Source organism: Pseudarthrobacter sp. N5, assembly GCF_050157035.1.
Lineage (GTDB): Bacteria > Actinomycetota > Actinomycetes > Actinomycetales > Micrococcaceae > Arthrobacter.
This window is the reverse complement of record NZ_CP189593.1, coordinates 550,274-571,409: the sequence shown is the minus strand read 5'-3', so window position 1 is coordinate 571,409 and position 21,136 is coordinate 550,274. Positions and strand designations below refer to the sequence as shown.

The 21,136-nt window shown below is 64.5% G+C and carries 22 protein-coding genes; 9 read left to right on the top strand and 13 right to left on the bottom strand.

What is annotated here, in order from left to right:
- The first annotated feature begins 48 nt into the window (after nucleotides 1-48).
- Nucleotides 49-327, top strand: a complete 279-nt coding sequence (locus ACQCST_RS02910; RefSeq protein ID WP_426997855.1) for an HPr family phosphocarrier protein — start codon at nucleotides 49-51, stop codon at nucleotides 325-327.
- Between the two features lie 214 nt (nucleotides 328-541).
- Here the strand turns inward: ACQCST_RS02910 and ACQCST_RS02905 are convergent, their stop codons facing one another.
- The 3 genes from ACQCST_RS02905 to ACQCST_RS02895 all read right to left on the bottom strand — a co-directional run bounded on the left by ACQCST_RS02905 (nucleotide 542) and on the right by ACQCST_RS02895 (nucleotide 2,026).
- Complete coding sequence (locus ACQCST_RS02905) at nucleotides 542-940, bottom strand: hypothetical protein (RefSeq protein ID WP_426997854.1); 399 nt, start codon at nucleotides 938-940, stop codon at nucleotides 542-544.
- 16 nt (nucleotides 941-956) lie between these two features.
- Nucleotides 957-1,505, bottom strand: a complete 549-nt coding sequence (locus tag ACQCST_RS02900) for a GNAT family N-acetyltransferase (protein WP_426997853.1) — start codon at nucleotides 1,503-1,505, stop codon at nucleotides 957-959.
- A gap of 89 nt (nucleotides 1,506-1,594) precedes the next feature.
- On the bottom strand, nucleotides 1,595-2,026 hold the full coding sequence (locus ACQCST_RS02895; protein ID WP_426997852.1) for an SRPBCC domain-containing protein: 432 nt from the start codon (nucleotides 2,024-2,026) through the stop codon (nucleotides 1,595-1,597).
- A 156-nt stretch (nucleotides 2,027-2,182) separates the two neighbouring features.
- Here ACQCST_RS02895 and ACQCST_RS02890 point away from each other — a divergent pair, with 156 nt between their 5' ends.
- Nucleotides 2,183-2,329, top strand: a complete 147-nt coding sequence (locus tag ACQCST_RS02890) for a DUF7218 family protein (RefSeq protein WP_426997851.1) — start codon at nucleotides 2,183-2,185, stop codon at nucleotides 2,327-2,329.
- Between the two features lie 41 nt (nucleotides 2,330-2,370).
- Here ACQCST_RS02890 and ACQCST_RS02885 read toward each other — a convergent pair whose 3' ends face one another.
- Nucleotides 2,371-3,333 carry a Ku protein gene (locus tag ACQCST_RS02885; protein ID WP_426997850.1) on the bottom strand — a complete coding sequence of 321 codons (963 nt, stop codon included), beginning with the start codon at nucleotides 3,331-3,333 and terminating at the stop codon, nucleotides 2,371-2,373.
- 40 nt (nucleotides 3,334-3,373) lie between these two features.
- Here ACQCST_RS02885 and ACQCST_RS02880 point away from each other — a divergent pair, with 40 nt between their 5' ends.
- Nucleotides 3,374-5,830 carry an ATP-dependent DNA ligase gene (locus ACQCST_RS02880; RefSeq protein ID WP_426997849.1) on the top strand — a complete coding sequence of 819 codons (2,457 nt, stop codon included), beginning with the start codon at nucleotides 3,374-3,376 and terminating at the stop codon, nucleotides 5,828-5,830.
- 160 nt (nucleotides 5,831-5,990) lie between these two features.
- Here the strand turns inward: ACQCST_RS02880 and ACQCST_RS02875 are convergent, their stop codons facing one another.
- Entirely contained in the window at nucleotides 5,991-6,251 is a 261-nt protein-coding gene (locus ACQCST_RS02875) for a hypothetical protein (RefSeq protein ID WP_426997848.1), read from the bottom strand.
- Nucleotides 6,252-6,323: 72 nt separating this feature from the next.
- Nucleotides 6,324-6,569, bottom strand: coding sequence for a hypothetical protein (locus ACQCST_RS02870; RefSeq protein WP_426997847.1), 246 nt, complete (start codon nucleotides 6,567-6,569; stop codon nucleotides 6,324-6,326).
- 374 nt (nucleotides 6,570-6,943) lie between these two features.
- Between ACQCST_RS02870 and ACQCST_RS02865 the strand changes: the two genes are divergently transcribed.
- Entirely contained in the window at nucleotides 6,944-8,548 is a 1,605-nt protein-coding gene (locus ACQCST_RS02865; protein ID WP_426997846.1) for an MFS transporter, read from the top strand.
- A 90-nt stretch (nucleotides 8,549-8,638) separates the two neighbouring features.
- On the opposite strand, the gene ACQCST_RS02860 is transcribed toward ACQCST_RS02865, so the two are convergent.
- Complete coding sequence (locus ACQCST_RS02860) at nucleotides 8,639-9,214, bottom strand: hypothetical protein (protein WP_426997845.1); 576 nt, start codon at nucleotides 9,212-9,214, stop codon at nucleotides 8,639-8,641.
- 177 nt (nucleotides 9,215-9,391) lie between these two features.
- Between ACQCST_RS02860 and ACQCST_RS02855 the strand changes: the two genes are divergently transcribed.
- Nucleotides 9,392-10,102: a response regulator transcription factor gene (locus ACQCST_RS02855; protein WP_426997844.1), complete on the top strand. Its 711-nt coding sequence runs from the start codon at nucleotides 9,392-9,394 to the stop codon at nucleotides 10,100-10,102.
- Complete coding sequence (locus ACQCST_RS02850) at nucleotides 10,099-11,454, top strand: sensor histidine kinase (protein ID WP_426997843.1); 1,356 nt, start codon at nucleotides 10,099-10,101, stop codon at nucleotides 11,452-11,454. Before ACQCST_RS02855 ends, ACQCST_RS02850 begins: the two co-directional genes overlap by 4 nt.
- Before the next feature lie 132 nt (nucleotides 11,455-11,586).
- On the opposite strand, the gene ACQCST_RS02845 is transcribed toward ACQCST_RS02850, so the two are convergent.
- Nucleotides 11,587-12,066 (bottom strand): hypothetical protein, encoded by a 480-nt coding sequence (locus ACQCST_RS02845; protein WP_426997842.1) that lies wholly within the window; start codon nucleotides 12,064-12,066, stop codon nucleotides 11,587-11,589.
- A 386-nt stretch (nucleotides 12,067-12,452) separates the two neighbouring features.
- Here ACQCST_RS02845 and ACQCST_RS02840 point away from each other — a divergent pair, with 386 nt between their 5' ends.
- Both ACQCST_RS02840 and ACQCST_RS02835 read left to right on the top strand, forming a co-directional pair.
- The gene (locus ACQCST_RS02840; RefSeq protein ID WP_426997841.1) at nucleotides 12,453-12,839 is read left to right on the top strand and encodes a DJ-1/PfpI family protein; all 387 of its coding nucleotides are present in this window, start codon (nucleotides 12,453-12,455) and stop codon (nucleotides 12,837-12,839) included.
- A gap of 122 nt (nucleotides 12,840-12,961) precedes the next feature.
- A complete protein-coding gene (locus ACQCST_RS02835) occupies nucleotides 12,962-14,089 on the top strand; it encodes an FUSC family protein (RefSeq protein WP_426997840.1) in 1,128 nt (375 codons plus the stop codon).
- 24 nt (nucleotides 14,090-14,113) lie between these two features.
- Here ACQCST_RS02835 and ACQCST_RS02830 read toward each other — a convergent pair whose 3' ends face one another.
- Complete coding sequence (locus tag ACQCST_RS02830; protein ID WP_426997839.1) at nucleotides 14,114-14,887, bottom strand: SDR family NAD(P)-dependent oxidoreductase; 774 nt, start codon at nucleotides 14,885-14,887, stop codon at nucleotides 14,114-14,116.
- A 31-nt stretch (nucleotides 14,888-14,918) separates the two neighbouring features.
- On the opposite strand from ACQCST_RS02830, the gene ACQCST_RS02825 reads away from it, so the two are divergent.
- Complete coding sequence (locus ACQCST_RS02825; RefSeq protein ID WP_426997838.1) at nucleotides 14,919-15,503, top strand: tetratricopeptide repeat protein; 585 nt, start codon at nucleotides 14,919-14,921, stop codon at nucleotides 15,501-15,503.
- Here ACQCST_RS02825 and ACQCST_RS02820 read toward each other — a convergent pair.
- Genes ACQCST_RS02820 through ACQCST_RS02805 form a run of 4 tightly spaced genes read right to left on the bottom strand, consistent with a single transcriptional unit; the run spans nucleotide 15,500 to nucleotide 21,063 of the window.
- Nucleotides 15,500-17,371, bottom strand: a complete 1,872-nt coding sequence (locus ACQCST_RS02820) for an IucA/IucC family protein (RefSeq protein WP_426997837.1) — start codon at nucleotides 17,369-17,371, stop codon at nucleotides 15,500-15,502. The two genes, ACQCST_RS02825 and ACQCST_RS02820, sit on opposite strands and share 4 nt — an antisense overlap.
- Nucleotides 17,352-18,071, bottom strand: coding sequence for a GNAT family N-acetyltransferase (locus ACQCST_RS02815; RefSeq protein WP_426997836.1), 720 nt, complete (start codon nucleotides 18,069-18,071; stop codon nucleotides 17,352-17,354). The genes ACQCST_RS02820 and ACQCST_RS02815 overlap by 20 nt, the downstream gene beginning before the upstream one ends.
- Nucleotides 18,068-19,456, bottom strand: coding sequence for a lysine N(6)-hydroxylase/L-ornithine N(5)-oxygenase family protein (locus ACQCST_RS02810; protein WP_426997835.1), 1,389 nt, complete (start codon nucleotides 19,454-19,456; stop codon nucleotides 18,068-18,070). Before ACQCST_RS02810 ends, ACQCST_RS02815 begins: the two co-directional genes overlap by 4 nt.
- Nucleotides 19,453-21,063 carry a pyridoxal phosphate-dependent decarboxylase family protein gene (locus ACQCST_RS02805; RefSeq protein ID WP_426997834.1) on the bottom strand — a complete coding sequence of 537 codons (1,611 nt, stop codon included), beginning with the start codon at nucleotides 21,061-21,063 and terminating at the stop codon, nucleotides 19,453-19,455. Before ACQCST_RS02805 ends, ACQCST_RS02810 begins: the two co-directional genes overlap by 4 nt.
- Between the last annotated feature and the right edge of the window lie 73 nt (nucleotides 21,064-21,136).

Below are 21,136 nucleotides of genomic sequence, written 5' to 3'. Positions count from 1 at the left end.
GCCCGTCGTTTCACCGCGTTTCACCCAACAGCAATTCAAGGAGCACAAATGACCGAACGTACCGCCACCGTCGCCAGCCGTGTAGGCCTGCATGCCCGCCCGGCGGCCATCTTCGCCGAAGCCGCCGGCGAGTTTGACCTGGACATCACCATCGCCCGTCAGGGCGAACCGGCTGATGAGGCCATGGACGCCGCCAGCATCCTGTCCCTCATGAGCCTGGGCGCAGCGCACGGCGATGTTGTGGTGCTTCGTTCCGAAAGCGACGACGCCGACGCCGCCCTGGACCGTCTGGTCCAGATCCTCGAGACCGATCACGACGCCGAATAGTTCCGGATAGCCCTACGTGGCCGGCCGCCTGCGCAACAGCAAACCCGATCAACCGGGTTTCACGCGCCGGGCGGCCGGCCGCGGCTTTTTCTACGCCGAGGTGGACGGCTCCTTCGGGGAGGGCTGATTCGCGGCTGCTGGGGTAGCCACGGACTCCGGCTGGAATGACATCACCGGTACCTGAATCACGGCGTGACGATCTGGCCGCGCCTGATCAGGCCGTGACGCGGAATGGATTGACCACAATCTGGACGTCATCTTCGTCGAGAATTTTTCCGGGCATCGCTGACCGCAGTTCTTCCCACCCGACGTTGTGCCTGTCCAATAGCTCGAGGTACCCGGGAACGCGCTCCAGCAGATGGGCGGCTGACGACTTGAACCAAGCCTGGGCCTCCGGGTGGCTGGCGCGGTCATACACAGTCGGATCGACGGCATGTGGATCAGGGTATGCGCGGTCGTACCAGGAATTGGCGTTGCGCCACCATGCATGGTCTTCGGGGCTCAGATTGCCGTTGCGGGCGAGCCCGTTGGCAAGGCCGAAGATCCCCACATACAGGCCCCGGCTGTTGGGCCGCGTCGCCTGATATCTGAGAAAAGTGACGCACTCAGTCATGAGAGGGACCGGCCGCTCACCAGGGGAGTCCGCGTAGATCGATGTCGCCTTCAGGCCACGCTTCTACGGGCCTGGTGCCAGCGCAGATCATTGTTGGTCCGTGGCTTCCGACGACTGTCATCGCGTCGTGGGGACAGATATCGCGAATGAGCGAATCGACGCGGAAGAAGCCGCAAGACCGATAGAAAGGCACAACATCTTCGCGGCAGCCGAGCAAACCGAAGTCAGCGGGGGCGAGGCCATGGCTCGCCTCCTGGAGGGCCGAAAGGACCTGGCGCCCGATGCCGATTCCACGAGACTCCGCCCGGGTAATCACCCCGCCGGTGCCTGCGATGACCACTTCCCGCCCGCCGACGCCGATGAAACGTCTGGCTGTCGTCGCATATCCAAGCAGCTTCCCGTTGTTGCGCGCCATGGCGTGCAACTCGCCGTTGGCATATCCATACCCGTGTTTCGGATTCCACGGCCCCCAGTCCCGGGCATACTCGCTGTCGAAAAGTGCCGCCATGTCCGCGTGGTCAGTGGCTGTGAGCTGGGTTGCCCAGCGAAGGTCAATGGAAAGCACTAGTTCACAGTAACAATCGTCCGGCGGCGTGCTCCGAGCGCCCCCAGCAGAACACCACGTTCATCAGAACCTGGTTCGGACTAAGCAGTCTAGTCCCTCTCGGCGATCGCCTTCACGCCCCCTACGAGGCTGTCCCACATGCCCTTCGAGTGCTCGGCCTCCTCAACGCTCGCGTTATTGTCCTGCGATAGCGTCAGTTGTGTGGTGTCGCCCTCCCCCTCCAGAGTCCACGTGAGCGTGTGGTAATTCTCGGGCAAATCCTCCTGACCGCTCAGCGGACTGAAGTGAGTGTTCACCAGCCGCCGCCCGGGTTCGAACTCAAGGATCAGGCCTTTGTCCTCATATTCCTTGCCTTCCCAGACACCGCGCCAGACGATCGGGCTGCCGACTTGCCAATCGGTCACCACCTCCGTGCCGAACATGAACTCCTTGATTGCCTCCCTGTCAGTGATGACAGACCATACGCGCTGTGCCGGCGCATTGATGGTGATTGTCGACGTCGCAACATACGTCCCGGTCATTGCCTTCCCCTTTCATGTCGGATCCATCAGCAAACTTAGTAGCTTCCTTGTGTTTGGCGATACCCCCAATTAGCGTTGGAACGTGGCGCCGCGCCACGGGAACCCGCAGTTGGAAACCGATCCGGAGGGCCTCCCCTCCAGATCAAGGAGGATGACATGCCTGGCAAAAAGAACCCCAGCCTGAAAGATCCTGAGCTCCACGAGGAACTGCGGCAGGATGGCGCGTCCAAGCAGGAACTCGGCTTTAGAGGCTACTCGGGCAAGAAGAAAAGCGAACTCATCGCCGCACTCAGAAACTCCTGAGCGCCATCATGGGGCGATGCGCGGCAGATTCGGGCGGTACGTCAGGCGCCTTTCCGCGCCCTCTTTGCCTGCTCCTGGGCCGCCGGTTTCGCAGCGGATTTCCCGGCAGATTTCCCGGCAGCGGCCGGTTTCCGCGCGGCGGTCTTCGCGGGAGCCTTTGCCGCGGAGCCACTCGCCGGAGTTTTGGCAGCACCGCCCGCCCCGGAGGAACCGGCTGCCCCGCGTTTCCGGTCCAGGCTCCGCTTGAGTGCCTCCATCAGGTCAATCACCTCGCCGTTGCCGGACTCCCCTGCCGCAGCCCCGAATGTCTCCTCCGTGTCCAGGGAGTCGCCTTTCTCAAGCTTGGCGTCAATAAGCTGGCGGAGCTGGACCTGGTAGTCGTCATTGAACTGCTCAGGCTCGAAGTCGGCAGCCATGGATTCCACCAGGGCGGCGGACATATCGCGTTCCTGCGCCGAGATCCGGATGGACGTTTCCAGGGCGGGAAAACTGGCCTCCCGCACCTCATCCACCCACAGCAGGGACTGCAGCATCAGCACCTCATCGCGTATCCGGAGAGCCCCCAACCGGGTTTTGTCGCGCAGCGCAAACTGCACTATCGCCACCCGGTCAGTATCCTCCAGCGCCCGGCGCAGCAAGACGTAGGCCTTGGGCGATTTCGAGTCCGGCTCCAGATAGTAGCTCTTCTCGAACATGATCGGATCGAGCTGTTCGGACGGCACAAACTGCACTACTTCGATCTCATGGCTGTTTTCCGCCGGAATGGATTTGAGCTCCTCCTTGGTGAGAACCACGGTGCGGCCATCATCCTCAAAGGCCTTGTCAATATCGGAATAGTCAATGATCTTGCTGCAGACCTCACAGCGGCGCTGGTAGCGGATCCTGCCGCCGTCGGCGTTGTGGACCTGATGCAGGCCGATGTCATGGTCCTCCGTGGCGCTGTAAACCTTGACCGGAACATTGACCAGGCCAAACGCGATGGCGCCTTTCCAGATGGCTCTCATGAGTCAAGTGAACAGCAGACTTGCCCGGAGGTGAAGACCCATGGCCGCTAAAGAACGGGTCCGGGTGGGCGGGCGCGAGCTGACGCTGACGAATCTGGACAAGGTGATCTACCCGGAGACGGGCACCACCAAGGCCGAAGTCCTTGAGTACTACGCCGCGGTGGCCGCTGTGCTGATCCCTGCCGCCGCCAACCGCCCGGCCACGCGGAAACGCTGGGTCCACGGCGTCGGGACCGCGGAGGAGCCCGGGCAGATGTTCTTCCAGAAGAACCTGGATGAGTCCACGCCAGGATGGGTCGCCCGCGCAGCAATCCAGCACAAGGAACATACGAATTTCTACCCCCTGGTCAACGATCCCGCCACCTTGACGTGGCTCGCCCAGATCGCGGCACTGGAGATCCACGTCCCCCAATGGCGGGTGGACTCCCACGGCAACGCGCTGCCTCCGGACAGGATGGTGCTGGACCTGGACCCCGGCGACTTCGCTGGTCTGGCGGAATGCGTCGAGGTGGCCAAGCTGGCGCGTGCCATCCTGCAGGATGTGGGGCTGGACCCCGTTCCGGTCACCAGCGGCAGCAAAGGCATCCACCTCTACGCCGGGCTGGACGGCACACAGACGTCGGACCAGATCTCCGCGTTCGCCCACGAACTGGCCCGCGCCCTGGAAACAGACCACCCTGATCTCGCTGTCAGCGACATGAAAAAGTCACTGCGCACGGGCAAGGTGCTGGTGGACTGGAGCCAGAACAACAGCGCGAAGACCACCATCGTGCCGTATTCGCTCCGGGGACGGCTACTCCCCACGGTTGCTGCTCCAAGGACCTGGCGGGAGCTTGCCTCACCCACGTTGAAGCAACTGGACTACAAGGCGGTGATGCGCCGGGTCAAGGATGGCAAGGATCCGTTTGCGGCCGTTTCGGCGGCCGGCCGCCATCTACAGGAACTGCCCGACGACGGCGGGGGCGAGGTGCGCCTGGAGCGGTACCGTTCCAAGCGGGACCAGGAGGGGACGCCGGAGCCGTTCCCGGGCGGAATTTCTGCAGGCTCAATCACCGGCGGCCCGGAAACGTTTGTGATCCAGGAGCACCACGCCAGCAGGCTGCACTACGATTTCCGCTTGGAACACGGCGGAGTGCTGGTCTCCTGGGCGCTGCCCAAGGGTGTCCCGGTGTCCGGGGCCACCAACCATCTGGCGGTCCAGACGGAGGACCACCCCCTGGACTACGGCAGCTTCGAAGGCACCATCCCCAAGGGGCAATACGGTGCAGGAACCGTGAAGATCTGGGACCGGGGCGCGTACGAATGCCACAAGTGGATCAACGGCCGGGAAGTCATCGTCACGCTCACGGGCATGGAGGGTGGCGGGCTGGCGGGCACCCGGAAATTCGCATTGATCCACACAGGGCACGGAAGCAGCGGGAGCCAGGGAGAAGACGGGCAGGCGCAATGGCTCATCCATCTGATGGACAGCGGGGCGGCTGCGCGCTCCCGCACTCACCCTTCGGCCGCCTCGGCTTCCCCCGGCGGGATCCCTGCGCAGGACTTCTCACCCATGCTTGCCACCGCGGGCACAACGGCGGACCTCCACGGAAGCGATTGGCAGTACGAGCTCAAATGGGACGGCATCCGCGCACTGATCGTGGCCGACGAACAGAAGGTCCGGCTGGTCAGCCGCAACGGCAATGACATGTCCGCGACGTACCCCGAGCTCACGGACCGTGCGTGCTGGCCCGAACAGAGCTTCACCGCCGACGGCGAGATAGTTGCCGTCGGGCCATCCGGGCGGCCCGATTTCGGGCTGCTTCAGGGACGCATGAATCTGAGCAAGGCCGCCGACGTCGCCAAGGTCCGCGCGTCCATCCCCGTCCGGCTGATGCTTTTTGACCTGCTGTCCGACGGCGGCGACGACCTCCGCCGGCTCCCTCTGGACGAGCGTCGAGAGCGGCTGGAGGCCTTCCACAGCCCCTCGGGTTGCCCGCTGCAGCTCTCCCCTGTGCTGCATGACCCGCTGGAGCATATTCTCGAAAGCGCGCAGGAGCTGGGCTTGGAAGGTGTGATGGCCAAGCGCACGGACAGCCGATACGTCAGCGGGCAGCGGACCCGGCTCTGGATCAAACTCAAATTCGAGCGGACCCAGGAGGTTGTGGTGGGCGCCTGGCGGCCAGGCAAGGGCGAGCGCCAGAGCACTGTGGGATCACTGCTTCTCGGCATCCCTGACGGCGGGAAGCTCCGCTATGTGGGGCGTGTGGGCAGCGGTTTCAGTACCCGCGAGCTCAAGGAGCTGCGTCAGAAGATGGACGGCCTCGCGCGAAAAACCTCTCCGTTCGACGACGTCCCCGATGCTGATGCGGCCGATGCAAACTGGGTCACCCCCGGGCTCGTGGGCGAGGTGAGCTTCGGCGAATGGACCGGGAGCGGAAAGCTCCGGCACCCGGTATGGCGTGGCTGGCGGGTGGACAAGAATCCTGACGAGGTAGTCGCGGAGCCGCGCGTCTGAGCTCGTGCGACGCGCAAAAAGGCCCTGCGATATGCGAATGACCCGGCGATACGCGAATGACCCGGCGACGCTGGAAATCCAGTGTCGCCGGGTCATTCGTGAGGCACCAGTTATTCTTCGCGTCCTAGCATTCTTCGTGCCCCAGGTTGTTCTGCGTGTCCTAGGACGAGTGCGGCATCTGTGGCCGCCGCGTCCGGTGGACCGCAGTCGCAGCGGCCTCGTGGCCTGGCCGGCCGTGGGCTGCTTCGTTGTCCTTGGGGTGGCGGTGCTTGCCGTTGCCGTCCGGCCATTCCTGGCCGCCGGACATGGCCGCCGCGACGGCTACGGTTGCCGGCTCGGGCATCTGCGGGGTGTCCATGGACTCCGCCAGATGACTGGCAACATCCGGTTCTATCTGTTCTCCACCATGTTTCTCAGCCACGGTTCTTCCTTTCCGCAATGAAATGAAGCGTCCACCAATCCTAGGACTGCGGCCCCGGATTGTCTGCAGGATTTACCAGCGGACCTTCTTTGGTGCCGGGCCCAGTTTTCCGCTGGCGTGAGTGGCCTTGGGGTTAGTGCCGACGCTCTGCATGCCCGCGCCGCCGCCCCGGGATTTGCTGGCCAGCATTTCCTTCTGGGCGTCCGTGAGCCGCGATTTCACTCCGGCTGCGGGGATCTCGGCATCCGGCTTTCCCGGGCCGCCGTCCGGCCCGCTGCTGATCTGGTCGTTGCCGGTCTTGGACAGTTTCTCGGTCATGAACCTGGTCTCCTTCTAGTGGTTAACCCTCGGCTTCAAGCGTACTCCGGAGCCGCCAAAACAGCTCCGGATCCGATCCAAGGTGCCAGTGGGCGCCGTCACTTTACCAGCAAATAGTGGTGCCAAAAAGGCACTTTTTCCGCTCCGGATCAAAAAGGTTTGGTAACGACGGGCCGGAAGGCCGAAGATCCCAGTAATGACGCGGAGAACAACGGCAAAACAAATCTGACAATTGTCGCAGATTTGTGCTCCAAACGGGTGAACATACGGCACAATGCCCTCATGTGTCGTGGAAATCGCGTAAAATTGAAAGCCTGCCCGGAGCGGGGCAGCTACAAGTCGCAAAGCAAATGACCTCCCTAGGAGAAGCCCAAATGCCCACAGACCGAAGCACGACCGACTCTTCAGCAGGCGTTTACAACGCCAGCGGAACCAACAAAGTCGCACCTCAGGGTGTGAAGAAACCAAAGCTGCTTACACGCCGTCGACTCAAAGAATCCGACGTAAATGTCGTCAATCAGCCCATGCTGAAGAAGGCCCTCGGCGGCACCATCGTGGGTAACACCATGGAGTGGTACGACGTCGGCGTTTTCGGCTACCTGATCACCACCATGGGCCCCGTATTCCTGCCCGAAGCGGATAAATCCGTCCAGACGCTGTTCCTGCTGGGGACCTTCGCCGCCACCTTCATTGCCCGCCCTCTCGGCGGAGTCATCTTCGGCTGGTTCGGCGACAAGATCGGCCGCCAGAAGGTGCTGGCCACCACCCTGATGCTGATGGCGGCAAGCACGTTCGCCATCGGCCTCCTGCCCGGCTACGCGCAGATCGGCATGTGGTCGGCTGCCCTGCTGGTGCTGCTCAAGATTGTCCAGGGCTTCTCCACCGGCGGTGAATATGCCGGTGCCACGACCTTTGTGAGCGAGTACGCCCCGGATAAGCGCCGCGGCTTCTTTGCCAGCTTCCTGGACATGGGAAGCTACCTGGGCTTCGCCCTCGGTGCCGCCCTCGTATCCGTGCTGCAGCTGACCTTGGGTCAGGGCGCCATGGAGGAGTGGGGCTGGAGGATTCCGTTCCTGATCGCCGGTCCGCTGGGCCTGATTGCGGTCTACTTCCGGAGCAAGATTGAGGAATCCCCCCAGTTCCAGGCCACCCTGGATGCCCAGGAAGAACTGGCCAAGGATGCAACTGCCGGAGACGCCGCCGCGGCCAAGGGCCCGGTGGGCATCGTGAAGGCGTACTGGCGTTCAATAATTGTTGCGATGATCCTGGTGGCAGCGGCCAACACGGCCGGCTACGCCCTGACGTCCTACATGCCGACTTACCTCACCGAGTCCAAGGGCTACGACCCTGTCCACGGAACCTTGCTGACGATCCCCGTCCTCGTCATCATGAGCCTCTGCATTCCGCTGACAGGCAGGCTGTCTGACCGTATCGGCCGCCGCCCCGTGCTGTGGATCGGTGCCCTCAGCACCGTGGTCCTGGCTGCCCCTGCTTTCCTGCTGATCGGCGTCGGAGAGATCTGGTCCACCATGCTGGGACTCGGCCTGATCGCCTTCCCGGTGACGTTCTATGTGGCCAACCTCGCCTCTGCGCTGCCGGCCCAGTTCCCGACGTCCAGCCGTTACGGCGCCATGGGCATTGCCTACAACTTCTCCGTGGCCATCTTCGGCGGAACCACCCCGTTCATCGTCGCCGCCCTCATCACGGCCACCGGTGATGACATGATGCCGGCGTACTACCTGATGGCCACCTCGGCTATCGGTGCAGTTGCGATCTACTTCCTGAAGGAATCGGCCCAGCGCCCGCTGCCGGGCTCCATGCCCAGCGTGGACACCCAGGCCGAGGCCCGCGAGCTGGTTGCGACGCAGGACGAGAACCCGCTGATCGACCTGGATGAGATGCCGTTCGGGGCCCAGGACCTCGAGACCAAGGATCTGGATCTGGATCTGGATCACGCGAAGGTTCCTGCGAACGCCTGATGCTGTAGTCCACAGCCCCGCCACCGCGTTATGAGGCCCGTTCCGCGTGCTTTCCCCTGGGGAAGTGCGCAGAGCGGGCCTCACTGCTGACTACTTTGCCGCTTTATGGCTCTGGATCTGCAGTGCCAGCTTCTGGATCTTCTCGCCGTAGCCGCCGTTCAGGGCGCTGTCCTTGATCTTGGTCGCAGCGGCCACACGGTCGCCCTCTGCGGCATTCTTCAGCGCCTTCAGATCGGCCTGGAGCGCCTCCGGCAGTTTCGCCAGGGCACGAGAGTGCCTGTCCAGGATGAGCTCGGCCGCCTTGACGGCCCGTAATCCGAACCCGGGCTTGCTGCTGTCCCCGTTGATGAAGAAACGCAGCGCCAGCCGGGCTGCGGGGCGGCCAGAGAACCGGTGCGTTCCCGATGCCTCCATTGCTGCGCCCTGAGTTCCCGCACTTGGTGCCGGGCTGGGCGTTGCGGAAGCATCGAGTCCCACCGCAGCAGCCGCCGTCGTGCTCGTAACGCTGGCGGGCGTTGCGGAATTCGCCGCCAGCGCTCCCCCGCACAACAGAAGCCCCGCGCTCAAGACGCCGACGACGCCGGTGCGAAGCGCCTGGCGGCCTCCACCCGCCCGGAGTTCTTGGCTTCTTTCAACTGTCCCGTTCATGGTCGCTGTCCTGTTCATGGTCTTTGTCCTGTCGCTCGTCGACGGCCACGCCGCCGTATTCATACACACCACTGTGGACCGGCAGCATGAATTCCCTGTTCGGCGAATGTTCGGGGAATGTAAAGCCCGTCCGCGAACGCCGGAATAGGCCTATCCGGTTCACGGGCGCAGCGGTCCATGCTGTTGAATTGAGGCATGGAAGAGCGGCACGGACTGGTGCTCATTGCCGAGGACGAACAGGCCATCGCGGACATTGAACGCCTGTACCTGGGCCGGGCGGGCTTTGGTGTGCATGTGGAGCGGGACGGGGTGTCCGCGCTGGCCCAGATCCGCCGGCTGAAACCGGTCGCCGTCATCCTGGACGTCGGGCTCCCGGGTATGGACGGGATCGAGCTGTGCCGCCAGCTCCGGCAGGCCGGCGACTGGACTCCCGTCCTCTTCGTGACCGCCCGGGATGAGGAGGTGGACCGTGTCCTGGGCCTGGAGCTCGGCGCGGACGACTACCTCACCAAACCGTTTTCGCCGAGCGAACTCGTGGCCAGGGTCAGGGCGGTCCTCCGCCGGACCTCGGGAACGCCTGCGCCGAAACCGCTGGTCCTCGGCCAGTTGGTGCTCGATCCGCTGAACCGAACCGCGCATACCGGCGCGGAGGCAATAATCCTGACCGCCACGGAGTTTGATCTGCTGGCCTACCTGATGGCGCAGCCCGGGCGTGTGTTCTCGCGTGAACAGCTGCTGTCCGCCGTGTGGGGGCAGGCCAGCTACGTGGCCGGGCGGACGGTTGATGTGCACATCGCCCAGCTCCGGGCCAAGCTCGGCGGCTCCAGCCCGATCGCCACGAGCCGGGGAGTGGGCTACTCGGTGGTTGCTCCGGGCACCCGCCACGGCGCAGGAGAAGTCTCGTGAAACGCTGGCTGGGCTCATTGGCGGGCCGGATCACGGCGGTGATTGCTGCCGTCTCTTGCGTCGCGGTGCTGATCGCGGGACTGCTGGCCGCCCAGCTGGTGAACTCCACGGCCGTGGACGAGGCCCGGAAGTACCTTGCCGCCCAGGCCGATTCGCTGAGCAGCCAGCCCCTCCCCGGGGATCTGCCGGATTTCCGGGAGAAGCTGGTGGGGCACGGGGCACGGCTCGCCCTGATCAGGGCCGACGGCAGGGTCACCGGCGGCGGTTCCAAGCTAGTGGACCAGCAGACCGTTAAGGATGTGCTGGCCGGCAAGTCCGTGTCCAAGACAGTGGATGGTCCGCAGAGCCCGGTGGTGCTCGAGGCGCGGCCAATTTCGGCAGGCGGCGGCGTCGCCCTGCTGCAGCCGGTGTCCGAAATCCGCGAGGCCGCTGCCCCGCTGCTGCGCCGGATGCTGATCGCACTGGCCGTGTGCCTGGTCTTTTCGATAGTTGCCGGCGGCCTGCTGGCTCAGTGGCTGAGCAGGCCGCTGGTGCGCACCGCCCAGTCGGCGCACCGGCTCGCGGCCGGGGAGCGGTCAGTGGCCGTGGCAGTGAAAGCGGGCGGCCCGGCCGAGGTGGCGGAAGTTTCACAGGCCCTCGCCGTGCTCGACGCCGCCCTGCGGACCAGCGAAAGCCGCCAGCGCGAGTTCCTGCTGTCCATTTCGCACGAAATCCGCACTCCGCTTACGGCTGTCCGCGGCTATGCCGAGGCGTTGGCCGACGGCGTGGTGAGCGGTCCGGAGGTGGCCGGCGTGGGGCAGACCCTTGTGACGGAAACCAGCCGCCTGGACCGCTTCGTCCAGGACCTGCTGGAGCTCGCGCGCCTGGAGGCGGACGATTTCCGCGTGGAGCTGCAGCCACTCGACGCCGGCTCGGTGCTCCGCGAAAGCTGGTCCGCCTGGCAGGGAGTCCGCCGGCAACGGGGAATCGACGGGCGGCTCGAGCTTCCGGACGGTGAGCTTCCCGTCCGCAGTGACGGCCAGCGGCTTCGCCAGGTGGTGGACGGGCTCCTGGAAAATGCCTTCCGCGCGACGCCGGAGGGCGCCGCCGTGGTGCTCGCCGCGTCCCGCACCGCTGACGGTTCCGTCGTCGTTGAAGTGCGCGACGGCGGTCCGGGCCTGACGGAGGCGGACGCCGCCGTCGCGTTTGAACGCGGTGCGCTTTACGCCCGGTACCGGGACCAGCGGCCGGTGGGCAGCGGCCTTGGCCTGTCCATCGCTGCGCGGCTCGTAGAACGGCTGGGTGCGCGGATCAGCGTGCATACGGCGCCGGAGGGCGGCGCGGCGTTCGTTGTGCAACTGCCGGGGGCCTGATCGTTCCACCGTGGCCCAGGCTCCGGGTCCGGACCGGCTTTCCCAGGCAGCGTGCGGCGGCACCCGCAACGGGGCCCGCGGGTCCCGGGTACCGCCGTCGTTATTCGCCGTCGTTATTCGCCGTGAAGGCGCTTACCTGCAGGTGACTGTCTCGTTGTTGACGACCAATACTCCGTTGGCGTTGGTGGTGGCCGTGAATGCCGCGTGCATGGTCAGCGTTTGCGACGGGTCCGTGGTGCTGGTTCCGTTGAAGTTGAACGTGGCGTGCTGGACGCTGTTCTTGTTGTTGTCCTCAGCACCGAACCACTCCTGGACATGTCCGGTCCATGTGGTCCATGACCCGTTCCACTGGGTCTGCAGGGTCACCGTTCCTTCTGTTGTGGTGGTGAACCAAGAATCCCCGGCATTGTTGATATTCAGGTGAAACACGGCGTTGCCGGTGCCCGAGTAAGACGTCACACCAGGTCCGTCGCACGATACCGGGATTGCGTCATTGATTTGATTGGAATGCCAGGTGCTGGACGTAGTGGCCAGTGCCGGGCCTGCGGTTCCGATGGCGGCGGTAGCCAGAAGGGCCGCGGCGCCAAGCCCGGCCAGAGTTCTTCTGAACATTGTTATCCCTGTCTTTCTGTTTCCGAAAAGACGGGACACCCCGCGTCAGCGCTCATCGCAGACGCCAGAAGAGACCGTTGCCCCGATGATTTTCTCCCCTTGAGCAGCAACCCAGGCAACGTGCCGTCCCGCGGTGAACGCCGTGCGTCGGTAATTGCGAGTCAGTAACGAATCCGGAGCAGGAGGCCCGCCTTGACCGCTGTTCGCGCCGGCGACTGGATGTCTGTGGCGGTCATTTTATTCCCGGCCTGTGTCTCCTCAGTGACCCGCTTCCGGGCCCTTGGTCTGGGCGGCTGGCCTGCTGGCCGGCGCAAAATTCGCCGGGAGGGGCCAGAATCTTGATGGTTGGGGCAGCTACAAGCTACTCCCGACGGTCGGACGTGTCAATGGATCTACGCCACGCGGCGATGCCTCGCCGCGCCTGGTATTACATCAGTTCCAATAAGAGCATCGTTGCGATCGACTCCGACGACTATGACTTGCTCGTTATCCCCGGGGGCAAGCCAGATGGTGCGCCCACAACAGTGCGAAACAACACTAAAGCAGTGGAAATCGCCCGCTCATTTTTTGCGAAGAATAAACCCGTTGCCGCAAGATGGTGTGCCGGAATAAATAACCAAGGCCGGCGGAAAGTGGGAGGACAAAGATGTGGTGGTCGATGGAAATCTCGTCACGTCGCGGTGGCCGATGAACATAGCCGCATTTTTGAGAGAAATGATGAAAATGGTTGGAGCCTGACGACAACGACGGCGCGTTTGCTGCCAGCCACGTGACCTCTAGCATGACGCCCGGAGTCGGGGCCCGCCGGTCAGAAATGACCCCCGGCGCCGCCCGATGCTAACTTTCCAAGGGTGGCCATGAACCGGCCCTTCCGGAACGATGGGTGGTGCACGGCATGAAGACCGTCATCCACCATGTCCGGACGCTCCACAGCCTGGGCCCCGCCACCAACGATCACCTGTCCGCGCTTCGTGTGGCCGTCAGCGTGGCCGTACCGTCGCTGCTGCTCCTGCTCAGCGGCCGCGCGGACCTCATCATCTATGCCGTCTTCGGCGCCCTCACCGGCATGTACGGCCGGTCCGAAGCGCACCAGCTGAGGCTGATCCACCAACTGCAGGCCGCGTTCCTGCTGCTGACCGGGGTGGGCGTCGGTGTGTTCCTGTCCGTCGACCAGATCCATTCCTGGTGGCTGGTGCTCATCGAAGCCCTGCTTGCCGGTGCCGGATCCGTCTTCTCGGACAAAGTCGGCCTTAAACCCAACGGCCCGTTCTTCGGCATCCTCGCGCTGGGTGCCTGCGCCTCCATTCCCACCACGGTTCCCTGGCATGTGGCGTTGCTGATCGCTGGCGCATCGGCGGCCTTTTCCCTGGTGGTGGGTTTCGGCGGCTGGATCCGGGGCCGCGTTTGGGTCCGAGGCGCCTTCCGGACCGCTTCCCCGCTGCGCGGACCGTTGCGGCAGGCGGCCATTGTGCACGCCGCCCGCTACATGATGGCAGTCGGAGCCGCGGGCACCATCGGAATCCTGAGCGGCAGCGGCCACCCGCACTGGGCCATGGCGGCGGCGGCGGTTCCCCTGGCCGGCGCGGACCTGCCCAGCAGCGTCCACCGTGGCGTCCACCGTATCGTGGGGACGTTCATCGGGCTGGTGCTGACCGCCGTCGTACTCTTTCCGGGACCGTGGTCTCCCCTGCAACTTTTCCCGGGTCAGGAAATTGCCGTCCTGGCGATCCTGGTGATCGCTTTCCAGTTCACCACCGAGCTTTTTATGACCCGGCACTATGGCCTGGCGATGGTCTCCTTCACACCGGTGATCCTTCTGATGACGCAGCTGGCCCACCGGATTGATCCCTACCTGTTGGTCACGGAACGCGGCGCTGAAACCCTGGTGGGCGCGGTGATCGGCATCCTGGTGGTGATTCTCATCCGAGACCGCGGGCCCGTGAAATGCTTGGGCGCGCGTCACCGCACCAGCTTGCCGCTCCCACCCTGCGCAGCCGCCTATCAAATCAATCGCGCGGAATGAGAATCACCAGGTTCTGGCTGGAGGCTATTTCGCCTTCCGCGGCGGACCGGCAATGACACGGCTGGGCAGGACCCGGGCCACAGCTGCCAGGATCTTGTAGCGCTTGGACGGGATGGAGACGGCCTTGCCTCGGAGGTTGTCGGCCAGGCCCTCCCGGACCACACTCTCGGCCTGCAGCCACATCCAGCGCGGGGCCGCTGCCTTGTCCATGCCCATACGGTCATGGAATTCCGTGTGAGTGAAGCCGGGGCAGATGGCCGTGACCTTAACACCGTCCCTCGCATACTCCAGGTTGGCCCACCTGCTGAAACTCACCAGCCAGGCCTTGGCCGCCGAGTACGTCCCGCGAGGCAGGAATGCCGCAACACTGGCCACATTGATAATGCGCCCGGCGCGCCGCTCGAGCATGACCTTGAGCGCGGCATGGCTGAGTTCCATGGCGGTTTCAACGTGGAGCTTCAGGTGTTTTTTCTCGTCCGCAATGTCGTTTTTCACGAAGCTGTGCAGCAGCCCGATGCCTGCGTTGTTCACCAGGATCTCCACCGGACGCGAAACATCGGAAAGGCGTCCGACGACGGCGGCTACTCCGGCGTCCTCCGTCAGATCTGCGGACAGCACCTCAGCCGTAATGCTGTAATTGTTTTCCAGGTCATGCGCCCTTGCCTGCAGGCGTTCCCTGTCACGGGCAACGAGGACCACGTTGTGGCCCTGTTCGGCGAGCTGGCGGGCGAATTCCGCACCCAGGCCGGCGGTGGCGCCGGTGATAAGAGCAGTGGTCTTCAAGGCGCTTGACGTCATCGCCACAGCTTAGCCGTGCTAGCTTGGCCGCATGCAAAATGCTGACTGGGAAAACCGTGTGGCCGCTCTCTGGACCGAACTGGATAGCCATGGCCGCGAGGAATTTCCCGCGGCCATGGATAGGCTCGCGGCGGAGCTGCCGGAGGGCACCGCCGACGCCGACTTTGAACTCGGCGCATCTTACGACTCCACGGGCTACCCGGAGCGTGCTGTCCCGCTGTACCAGCGGGCACTGGCAACGGGGCTGGAAGGCGAGCGCCGCCGTCGGGCAGTCATCCAGCTGGCAAGTTCCCTGCGGAATCTTGGCCATCCGGAGGAAAGCGTGGCGTTGTTGACCGAGGAGCGTTCCCGGGGCACCGATCACCTGTCCGACGCAGTAGATGCCACCCTCGCGCTGGCCTATGCCAGCACAGGGCGTGAACGCGAAGGCCTCTCCCTCGTGCTGGCCGCGCTGGCACCGCATTTGCCGCGGTACCAGCGCTCCATGGGCAACTATGCCCGGATGCTCCTCGAAGACGCTGAAGGCGCCGCTGATTCTGAAAGCGCCGCTGCCCTGACCGCTTCTGCAGAGGCCGTCCCTCACGAGACCATCCGTGCAGAGACCAGGGAATCCTAGGCAAACTTTGCCAGCGGGTTGGCGAGCCGGCCTGCCATTTGAAGCCCGCCGGAGGGATCCGTCAGGTCCAGTATCTGCTGATTGTTGCGCAGCTGCAGCCGGTTGAGGCAGGACAGCTCGAAGTCGGCGGCGAAGAGATCATGGCGGGCGAACTGTCCGGCGAGTTCGGGATGCTGCGCCTGGTACCCCTTGATGGCCGCGGCCGCGGTGCCCCAGAATTCATCGCCGCTAAGCTTGCCGTCTTCCACCAGCAGTGCGCTGAGGAAGCGGAAAATGCAGTCGAAGACATCCGTAAAGATAGCCAGCACCTTCTCGGCGTCGGGGATATCAGCCCTGATCCGGGATACGTCTTCGGGGAGCTCCAGCCGGTCCCCCATCACCACGATTTCCTCGGCGATGTCCTTCATGATGGCCCGCACCGGCACACCGTTTTCAAGCACCAGGATCACGTTCTCGCCGTGCGGCATAAACGCGAGCTCGTAGCGGTGGAAGCAGTGCACCAGCGGAATGAGGTACGCCTCGAAGTAGCGGCGCAGCCATTCCAAAGGCGTCAGCCCGGACTGCTCCATCAGCGCCGAAACCATCGGTTTCCCGGTTCCATCGACGTGCAGCAGGGAGGCCATGGTGGCGAGCTGCTGGCCGTCCTCCAGCAACGGAAGCGGACTCTCCCTCCACAGGGCAGACAGCATCTTCCGGTACGGCGAGCCCTCGGCGGAGGCAGCCTCATAATAGCCATTGTGATAGCCGATGGCCGCGACTTCGCTGATCATGGCCAGCCCGCGCTCCTGCAGCGCTTCGTCCTTGCCGATCAGGTTCTGAAGCCAGTCGTTGATGGCCGGCGTGGCCTTCATATACTCCGGGGACAGCCCGCGCATAAAGCCCATGTTGAGCACTGACATGGCCGTCTTTACATAGCTCTTTTGCGGGGCGCTCGAGTTGAAGAACGTCCGGATGGACTGCTGGGCCTGGTAGCTGTCCGCCCCTATGCCCAGATGCACGATGCGCTGTTGCGCTATTTCGGCGGCGAAGGTCACGGTGAGTTTGTTCTCCCACTGCCAGGGGTGGACCGGCATCAGGAGGTATTCAGCCGGATCCAGGTCCCGTGCGCTCAGCTCGGAGTCGAAGTAGGCCAAGGTGGACGCGCCCAGTTCGGCACTAAGGTGTGCGGTGTAGTCCAGTCCTTCGCTGGAGGTAAACAACGCCCTGCCGCGGTGCACGGCAATCCACTCCAGCTGCACCGGCGCACCGGTTTCCGGGGCAAACGCCCGGTAGTCGGTGATGCCGAAGCCCAGCCGTCCGTTATTGGCGACAAAACACGGGTGGCCCTCGGTCATGCTGCGCTCGATGGTCTGGAAGTCAATGGCGGTGTTAGCGCCCCGGGTGACGCCCGCGGCGAGTTCCGCAGCGGACAGTTGCCCCTTCCACTGCTTGTAGGCGTGGCTGGAGAGCGTGCTGCTGATCTCCTCAAGGTAAACGGGCAGCATCTCGGCTCTGATGCCAAGGGTGACCCGGAATTCCGTGATGAAGCTCAGGGCGTCGAGCCCGGCATCCACACCGTCCCGGATGCAACGGATGGATGAGGGAGTGATGGCCCAGTGGTCCAGCTCCAGTGTCCGGGCCGAAAAGCGGTACTCGACGGTGCCATCGTCGCTGAGCACACGGTAGTCAGAACGCTCGCCGGGTTTCCGGGAATCCGCCCCAACCCGGTCGGGTCTCGGTACCTCTTCGGGCGCCACGATCCGCTCGTGTGAGAACTCGGCGAGCGCCTTGCGTACCAGGTGTCGGTTGGCCGCATCCCAGAGTTCGGGGGTGAGGTGGGCTGCGGCGTTGCCGGCGGCGAGTGCTGATTCAAGGTCGATGGTGGTCATAGTGACGCTCCCTGGGTGTTGGGGACTCGTGGGTTGGGGCCTGGGGGATTGGGAACTGTGAGCTTGGGGACTGGCTAATAGCCGAACGGGCGGCGTGGAAGTCGGCGCGGGTGCAGAAGCTCAACAGAGCCTCCTTGTCCGGCAGCGTTACCACCCCGGCCGGCTGGAATCCCAGCCGCTCATTGAGCGCATGGATTTTGCTGTTCCGCGCGCCGGGCTCCACTACCACGCGCTCCACGCAAGGCTTCTGGAAAAGCCGGTCCAGCACGGCCTCCATCACGGCGGTGGTGAAGCCGGGACGGACCCCTCCGGCAGCGGCTTCCGCCGGAAATTCCGGCCCGGCGCCCGGCATAGCTCCGGCCACGGCGCCCGGCACCGCGCCCGGCATAAGTCGCGCCATCACGCCCGACGGCGGAGCCACCAGCAGGTGCATGCCGATGTCCCCCGACTGCACGGCATAGACGGCCGCCAGCGGTGAGCTCCCGGGGAGGTACTCCTCCATCAGGAAGGCGGGGACGCCGTCGTCGAGCCCCAACAGCGCATGGTGATGCCCACTGGACTGGATGGTCGAGTATTCCTCCACAACGTCTTGGACCGTGGAGGACAACATGCCCCAGAAGGAGGCGTAGGGCCGCGTCACCCAGCTGTGCAGGAGAGGTGCGTCGGCTGCCGCGTCAAGGCAGCGGAACGTGAAACTCATGCCGGCGCCGCCGTACGCCGGCGGGCCTGGGAATCACGAGCGGAAAGCGGCACCCCGAACCGTTGGAACGCGATGCTGCGCTCCACGGGATACACCTCGCGGCCGGTGATGTCGCGCAGGATGCAGGAGTTGCGGTAGGCGGCCATGCCCAGATCCGGGGTGACAAACCCGTGCGTGTGCAGTTCCGCGTTCTGGACAAAGATTTCACCGGGTTCGACGCCGGTGCTGTAGTTGCGCGCCACGGCGAACCTGCCGCTGGAGTCCCGCGCGATCCGGTCCTGGACGCCGGCCAGGAAGCCGGGCTCCAGGTAGCTGTAGCCGGTGGCCAGCACCACGGCTTCGCTCTCCAAGGAGTAGTCAATGTCCTGTTCCCCATGCAGCAGCCGCAGGGTGTGGGACCCGGCTGAGGCGTCCCACGAGGCACCGGTCAGCGCGGAATGCGTCAGGAGCTGGGTGTCCACCATGCCGGACAGGCTTTTGGTGTACAGGAGGTCGTAGATGGCATCAATGAGCTCAGAGTTGATCCCTTTATAGAGGTTCTTCTGGCCCTTGATGAGGCCGTCGCGCTGGTCCTGCGGCAGTTCATGGAAGTAGTCCACGTAATCCGGCGAGGTCATTTCCAATGTCAGCTTGGTGTACTCCAGCGGGAAAAACCGTCCGGACCGGGTGACCCAGTTCAGCTGGTAGCCGTGGACATCGATCTCCTGCAGCAGCTCACAGTAAATCTCCGCGGCGCTCTGGCCGCTGCCCACAATGGTGATGCTGCGTTTGCCCTGGAGCTCAGTCTTCCTCAACAGGTATTCGGCGTTGTGGAGGACCAGTCCCCCGCCATCGGCAGCTGCGGCCACTATTCCCGCACAGGCGTCCGGCACGTACGGGGTAATGCCGGTGCCCAGCACCAGCCGCCGGGCCCGCAGCACCTCAGGCCCGCCCGGGCCCAGCACCGAAAGTGTGTACACGCCGTCGTCGTACCTCACATCCCCCACGTCCGTGCCAAAACGGACAGAATCCAGCTGCCCGGCCACCCACTGGCAGTACTGGTTGTATTCCGCGCGCAGCGGGTAGAAGTTCTCGCGGATGTAGAAGCGGTAGAGGCGCTCCGTCTGCTTGAGGAAGTTCAGGAACGAATAGGGGGACGTGGGGTCTGCGAGCGTGACCAGGTCCGCCATAAACGGCACCTGCAGATGCGCGGGCTCCAGCATCATGCCGGGGTGCCAATCGAACGATTCGCGGCGTTCCAGGAACACGGCGTCCAGTCCGTCCAGCGGCTCGCTCAGCGCCGCTAGGCCCAGGTTAAAGGGCCCGACGCCGATGCCCGCGAAATCGAAGATGTGGCCTGGGCTTGAGGTACTTGGGTTTGGGGTACCTGTGCTTGAGCTGCTCATGCGCTTGCCTCCGCCGCCGTGTTCCCGGCTCTGCTGTTCCCGGCTTTGCTGATGCCGGAATTGCTGAAAGCGGGGTCATTTTCGAGCAGGGACTCGCCGGTGCGCCGGAGCAGCCCGATGATCCCGTTGATGTCCTCCAGAGTTGCCTCGGCATTGAGCAGGGTGAACTTCAGATAGTGCCTGCCGGCCACTTTCGTCCCGGCAACCACCGCCTGCCCGGAGGCGAAGACGGCGGCCCGGATGGCGGGGTTGAGGGCATCGGCGGCGTCCGGGGAGAGCCGCGTGCCGTCAGCCAGGAACGGACGGTAGCGGAACACCAGCGTGCTGAGCTGCGGCTCGGCGGCGAGTTCAAAGTCGGCGGCCGCGACCAGCAGCGCACCCACGCGTCTTGCAAGGTCGATGGCCTCGTCAAACAGTGCGCCAATCGCGTCCGCGCCCATGATCCGGAGCGTGAGCCAGAGCTTGAGCGCGTCGAAGCGGCGGGTGGTCTGGATGCTTTTGTCCACCTGGTTGGGGATGGCCGCGAGCGCGGCGCTTTCCGGATTCAGGTAGTCCGCGTAGTAGGTGACGTGGCGGAGCATGGCGCCGTCGCGGAGCAACAACGCGCTGGAGCTGACTGGCTGGAAGAACGTCTTGTGGAAGTCCACGGTGACGGAATCGGCCAGCTTGGTGCCTTCAAGCAGGTGCCTGTAACGGTTGGACACCATCAGGCCGCCGCCATAAGCAGCGTCCACATGGAACCACGCGCCGTAGGCACGGGCCAGGGCGGCGAGCTCTGCGAGCGGGTCCACCGCCCCGAAGTCAGTGGTCCCCGCGGTGGCTACAACCGCCATCGGCACCAGCCCGGCGTCGTGCGCTTCCGCCATTGCCCCGGCCAGCGCGGAAGGATCCATCCGGTGGTCCCGGGCGCAGCGGACCGGCACCACGGCGTCGAACCCCATCCCCAGCATTGACGCTGATTTCCGGATGCTGAAGTGGCTGTCCTCGGAGGTGAAGATCCGCAGCTTCTCCAGCAGTGAGGGCAGGCGCAGCCCGGCGTTCGCGGAATCGAGCCTCAACCCGGCCACGGCATGGTTGCGCGCGATCAGCAGCGCCTGGAAGTTGGACTGGCTCCCGCCGGAGGTGAAAATGCCGTCGGCTTCCCGCCCGAGGGCCAGCCGTTCCGCGGTCCAGTCGATCAGCCGCCGTTCGATCATGGTGGCGCCGGCGCTCTGGTCCCAGGTGTCCATGGATGAGTTCACCGCCGACAGGATGGCCTCCCCCACGAGCGCCGGGATGACCACGGGGCAGTTGAGGTGAGCAGCATATTTTGCGTCGTGGAAGTAGACGGCGTCCCGCAGGTAGACCTCCTCCAGTTCCTCCAGGGCAGCCGCCGTGTCCGGCAGCGGGCGGTCCAGATCCACGGCTCCCACCCGCGCCTTCATCTCGGAAGGCCCGACGCCGGTGAACGGTTGTGTGGTCCGTTCAAGTTTGGTGGCCACAGCGGTGACCCCCTGCAGCACCTGCGCCACGTAGCGGGGTGAATTGCGGGCGTTGAAAAGATGGTTGGTGGCAGCGAGGGCCAGCTCCACCCGGGAACCGAAGTCGTGGCCCGATACTTCGTCCACTCGTATTCCAGCCACTCGGGGCAACAGTGTCACAGTGGTAGTCCTTTTGTCGGCGTTGGGCTCAGTTAGCAAG

Bases quoted from the DNA above. Each gene is read 5' to 3' on its own strand.
- ACQCST_RS02910 (WP_426997855.1), top strand. From the start codon at position 49: ATGACCGAACGTACCGCCACCGTCGCCAGCCGTGTAGGCCTGCATGCC.
- ACQCST_RS02905 (WP_426997854.1), bottom strand. From the start codon at position 940: ATGACTGAGTGCGTCACTTTTCTCAGATATCAGGCGACGCGGCCCAAC.
- ACQCST_RS02895 (WP_426997852.1), bottom strand. From the start codon at position 2,026: ATGACCGGGACGTATGTTGCGACGTCGACAATCACCATCAATGCGCCG.
- ACQCST_RS02890 (WP_426997851.1), top strand. From the start codon at position 2,183: ATGCCTGGCAAAAAGAACCCCAGCCTGAAAGATCCTGAGCTCCACGAG.
- ACQCST_RS02885 (WP_426997850.1), bottom strand. From the start codon at position 3,333: ATGAGAGCCATCTGGAAAGGCGCCATCGCGTTTGGCCTGGTCAATGTT.
- ACQCST_RS02880 (WP_426997849.1), top strand. From the start codon at position 3,374: ATGGCCGCTAAAGAACGGGTCCGGGTGGGCGGGCGCGAGCTGACGCTG.
- ACQCST_RS02870 (WP_426997847.1), bottom strand. From the start codon at position 6,569: ATGACCGAGAAACTGTCCAAGACCGGCAACGACCAGATCAGCAGCGGG.
- ACQCST_RS02865 (WP_426997846.1), top strand. From the start codon at position 6,944: ATGCCCACAGACCGAAGCACGACCGACTCTTCAGCAGGCGTTTACAAC.
- ACQCST_RS02860 (WP_426997845.1), bottom strand. From the start codon at position 9,214: ATGAACAGGACAGCGACCATGAACGGGACAGTTGAAAGAAGCCAAGAA.
- ACQCST_RS02855 (WP_426997844.1), top strand. From the start codon at position 9,392: ATGGAAGAGCGGCACGGACTGGTGCTCATTGCCGAGGACGAACAGGCC.
- ACQCST_RS02845 (WP_426997842.1), bottom strand. From the start codon at position 12,066: ATGTTCAGAAGAACTCTGGCCGGGCTTGGCGCCGCGGCCCTTCTGGCT.
- ACQCST_RS02840 (WP_426997841.1), top strand. From the start codon at position 12,453: ATGGATCTACGCCACGCGGCGATGCCTCGCCGCGCCTGGTATTACATC.
- ACQCST_RS02835 (WP_426997840.1), top strand. From the start codon at position 12,962: ATGAAGACCGTCATCCACCATGTCCGGACGCTCCACAGCCTGGGCCCC.
- ACQCST_RS02830 (WP_426997839.1), bottom strand. From the start codon at position 14,887: ATGACGTCAAGCGCCTTGAAGACCACTGCTCTTATCACCGGCGCCACC.
- ACQCST_RS02825 (WP_426997838.1), top strand. From the start codon at position 14,919: ATGCAAAATGCTGACTGGGAAAACCGTGTGGCCGCTCTCTGGACCGAA.
- ACQCST_RS02820 (WP_426997837.1), bottom strand. From the start codon at position 17,371: ATGACCACCATCGACCTTGAATCAGCACTCGCCGCCGGCAACGCCGCA.
- ACQCST_RS02815 (WP_426997836.1), bottom strand. From the start codon at position 18,071: ATGAGTTTCACGTTCCGCTGCCTTGACGCGGCAGCCGACGCACCTCTC.
- ACQCST_RS02810 (WP_426997835.1), bottom strand. From the start codon at position 19,456: ATGAGCAGCTCAAGCACAGGTACCCCAAACCCAAGTACCTCAAGCCCA.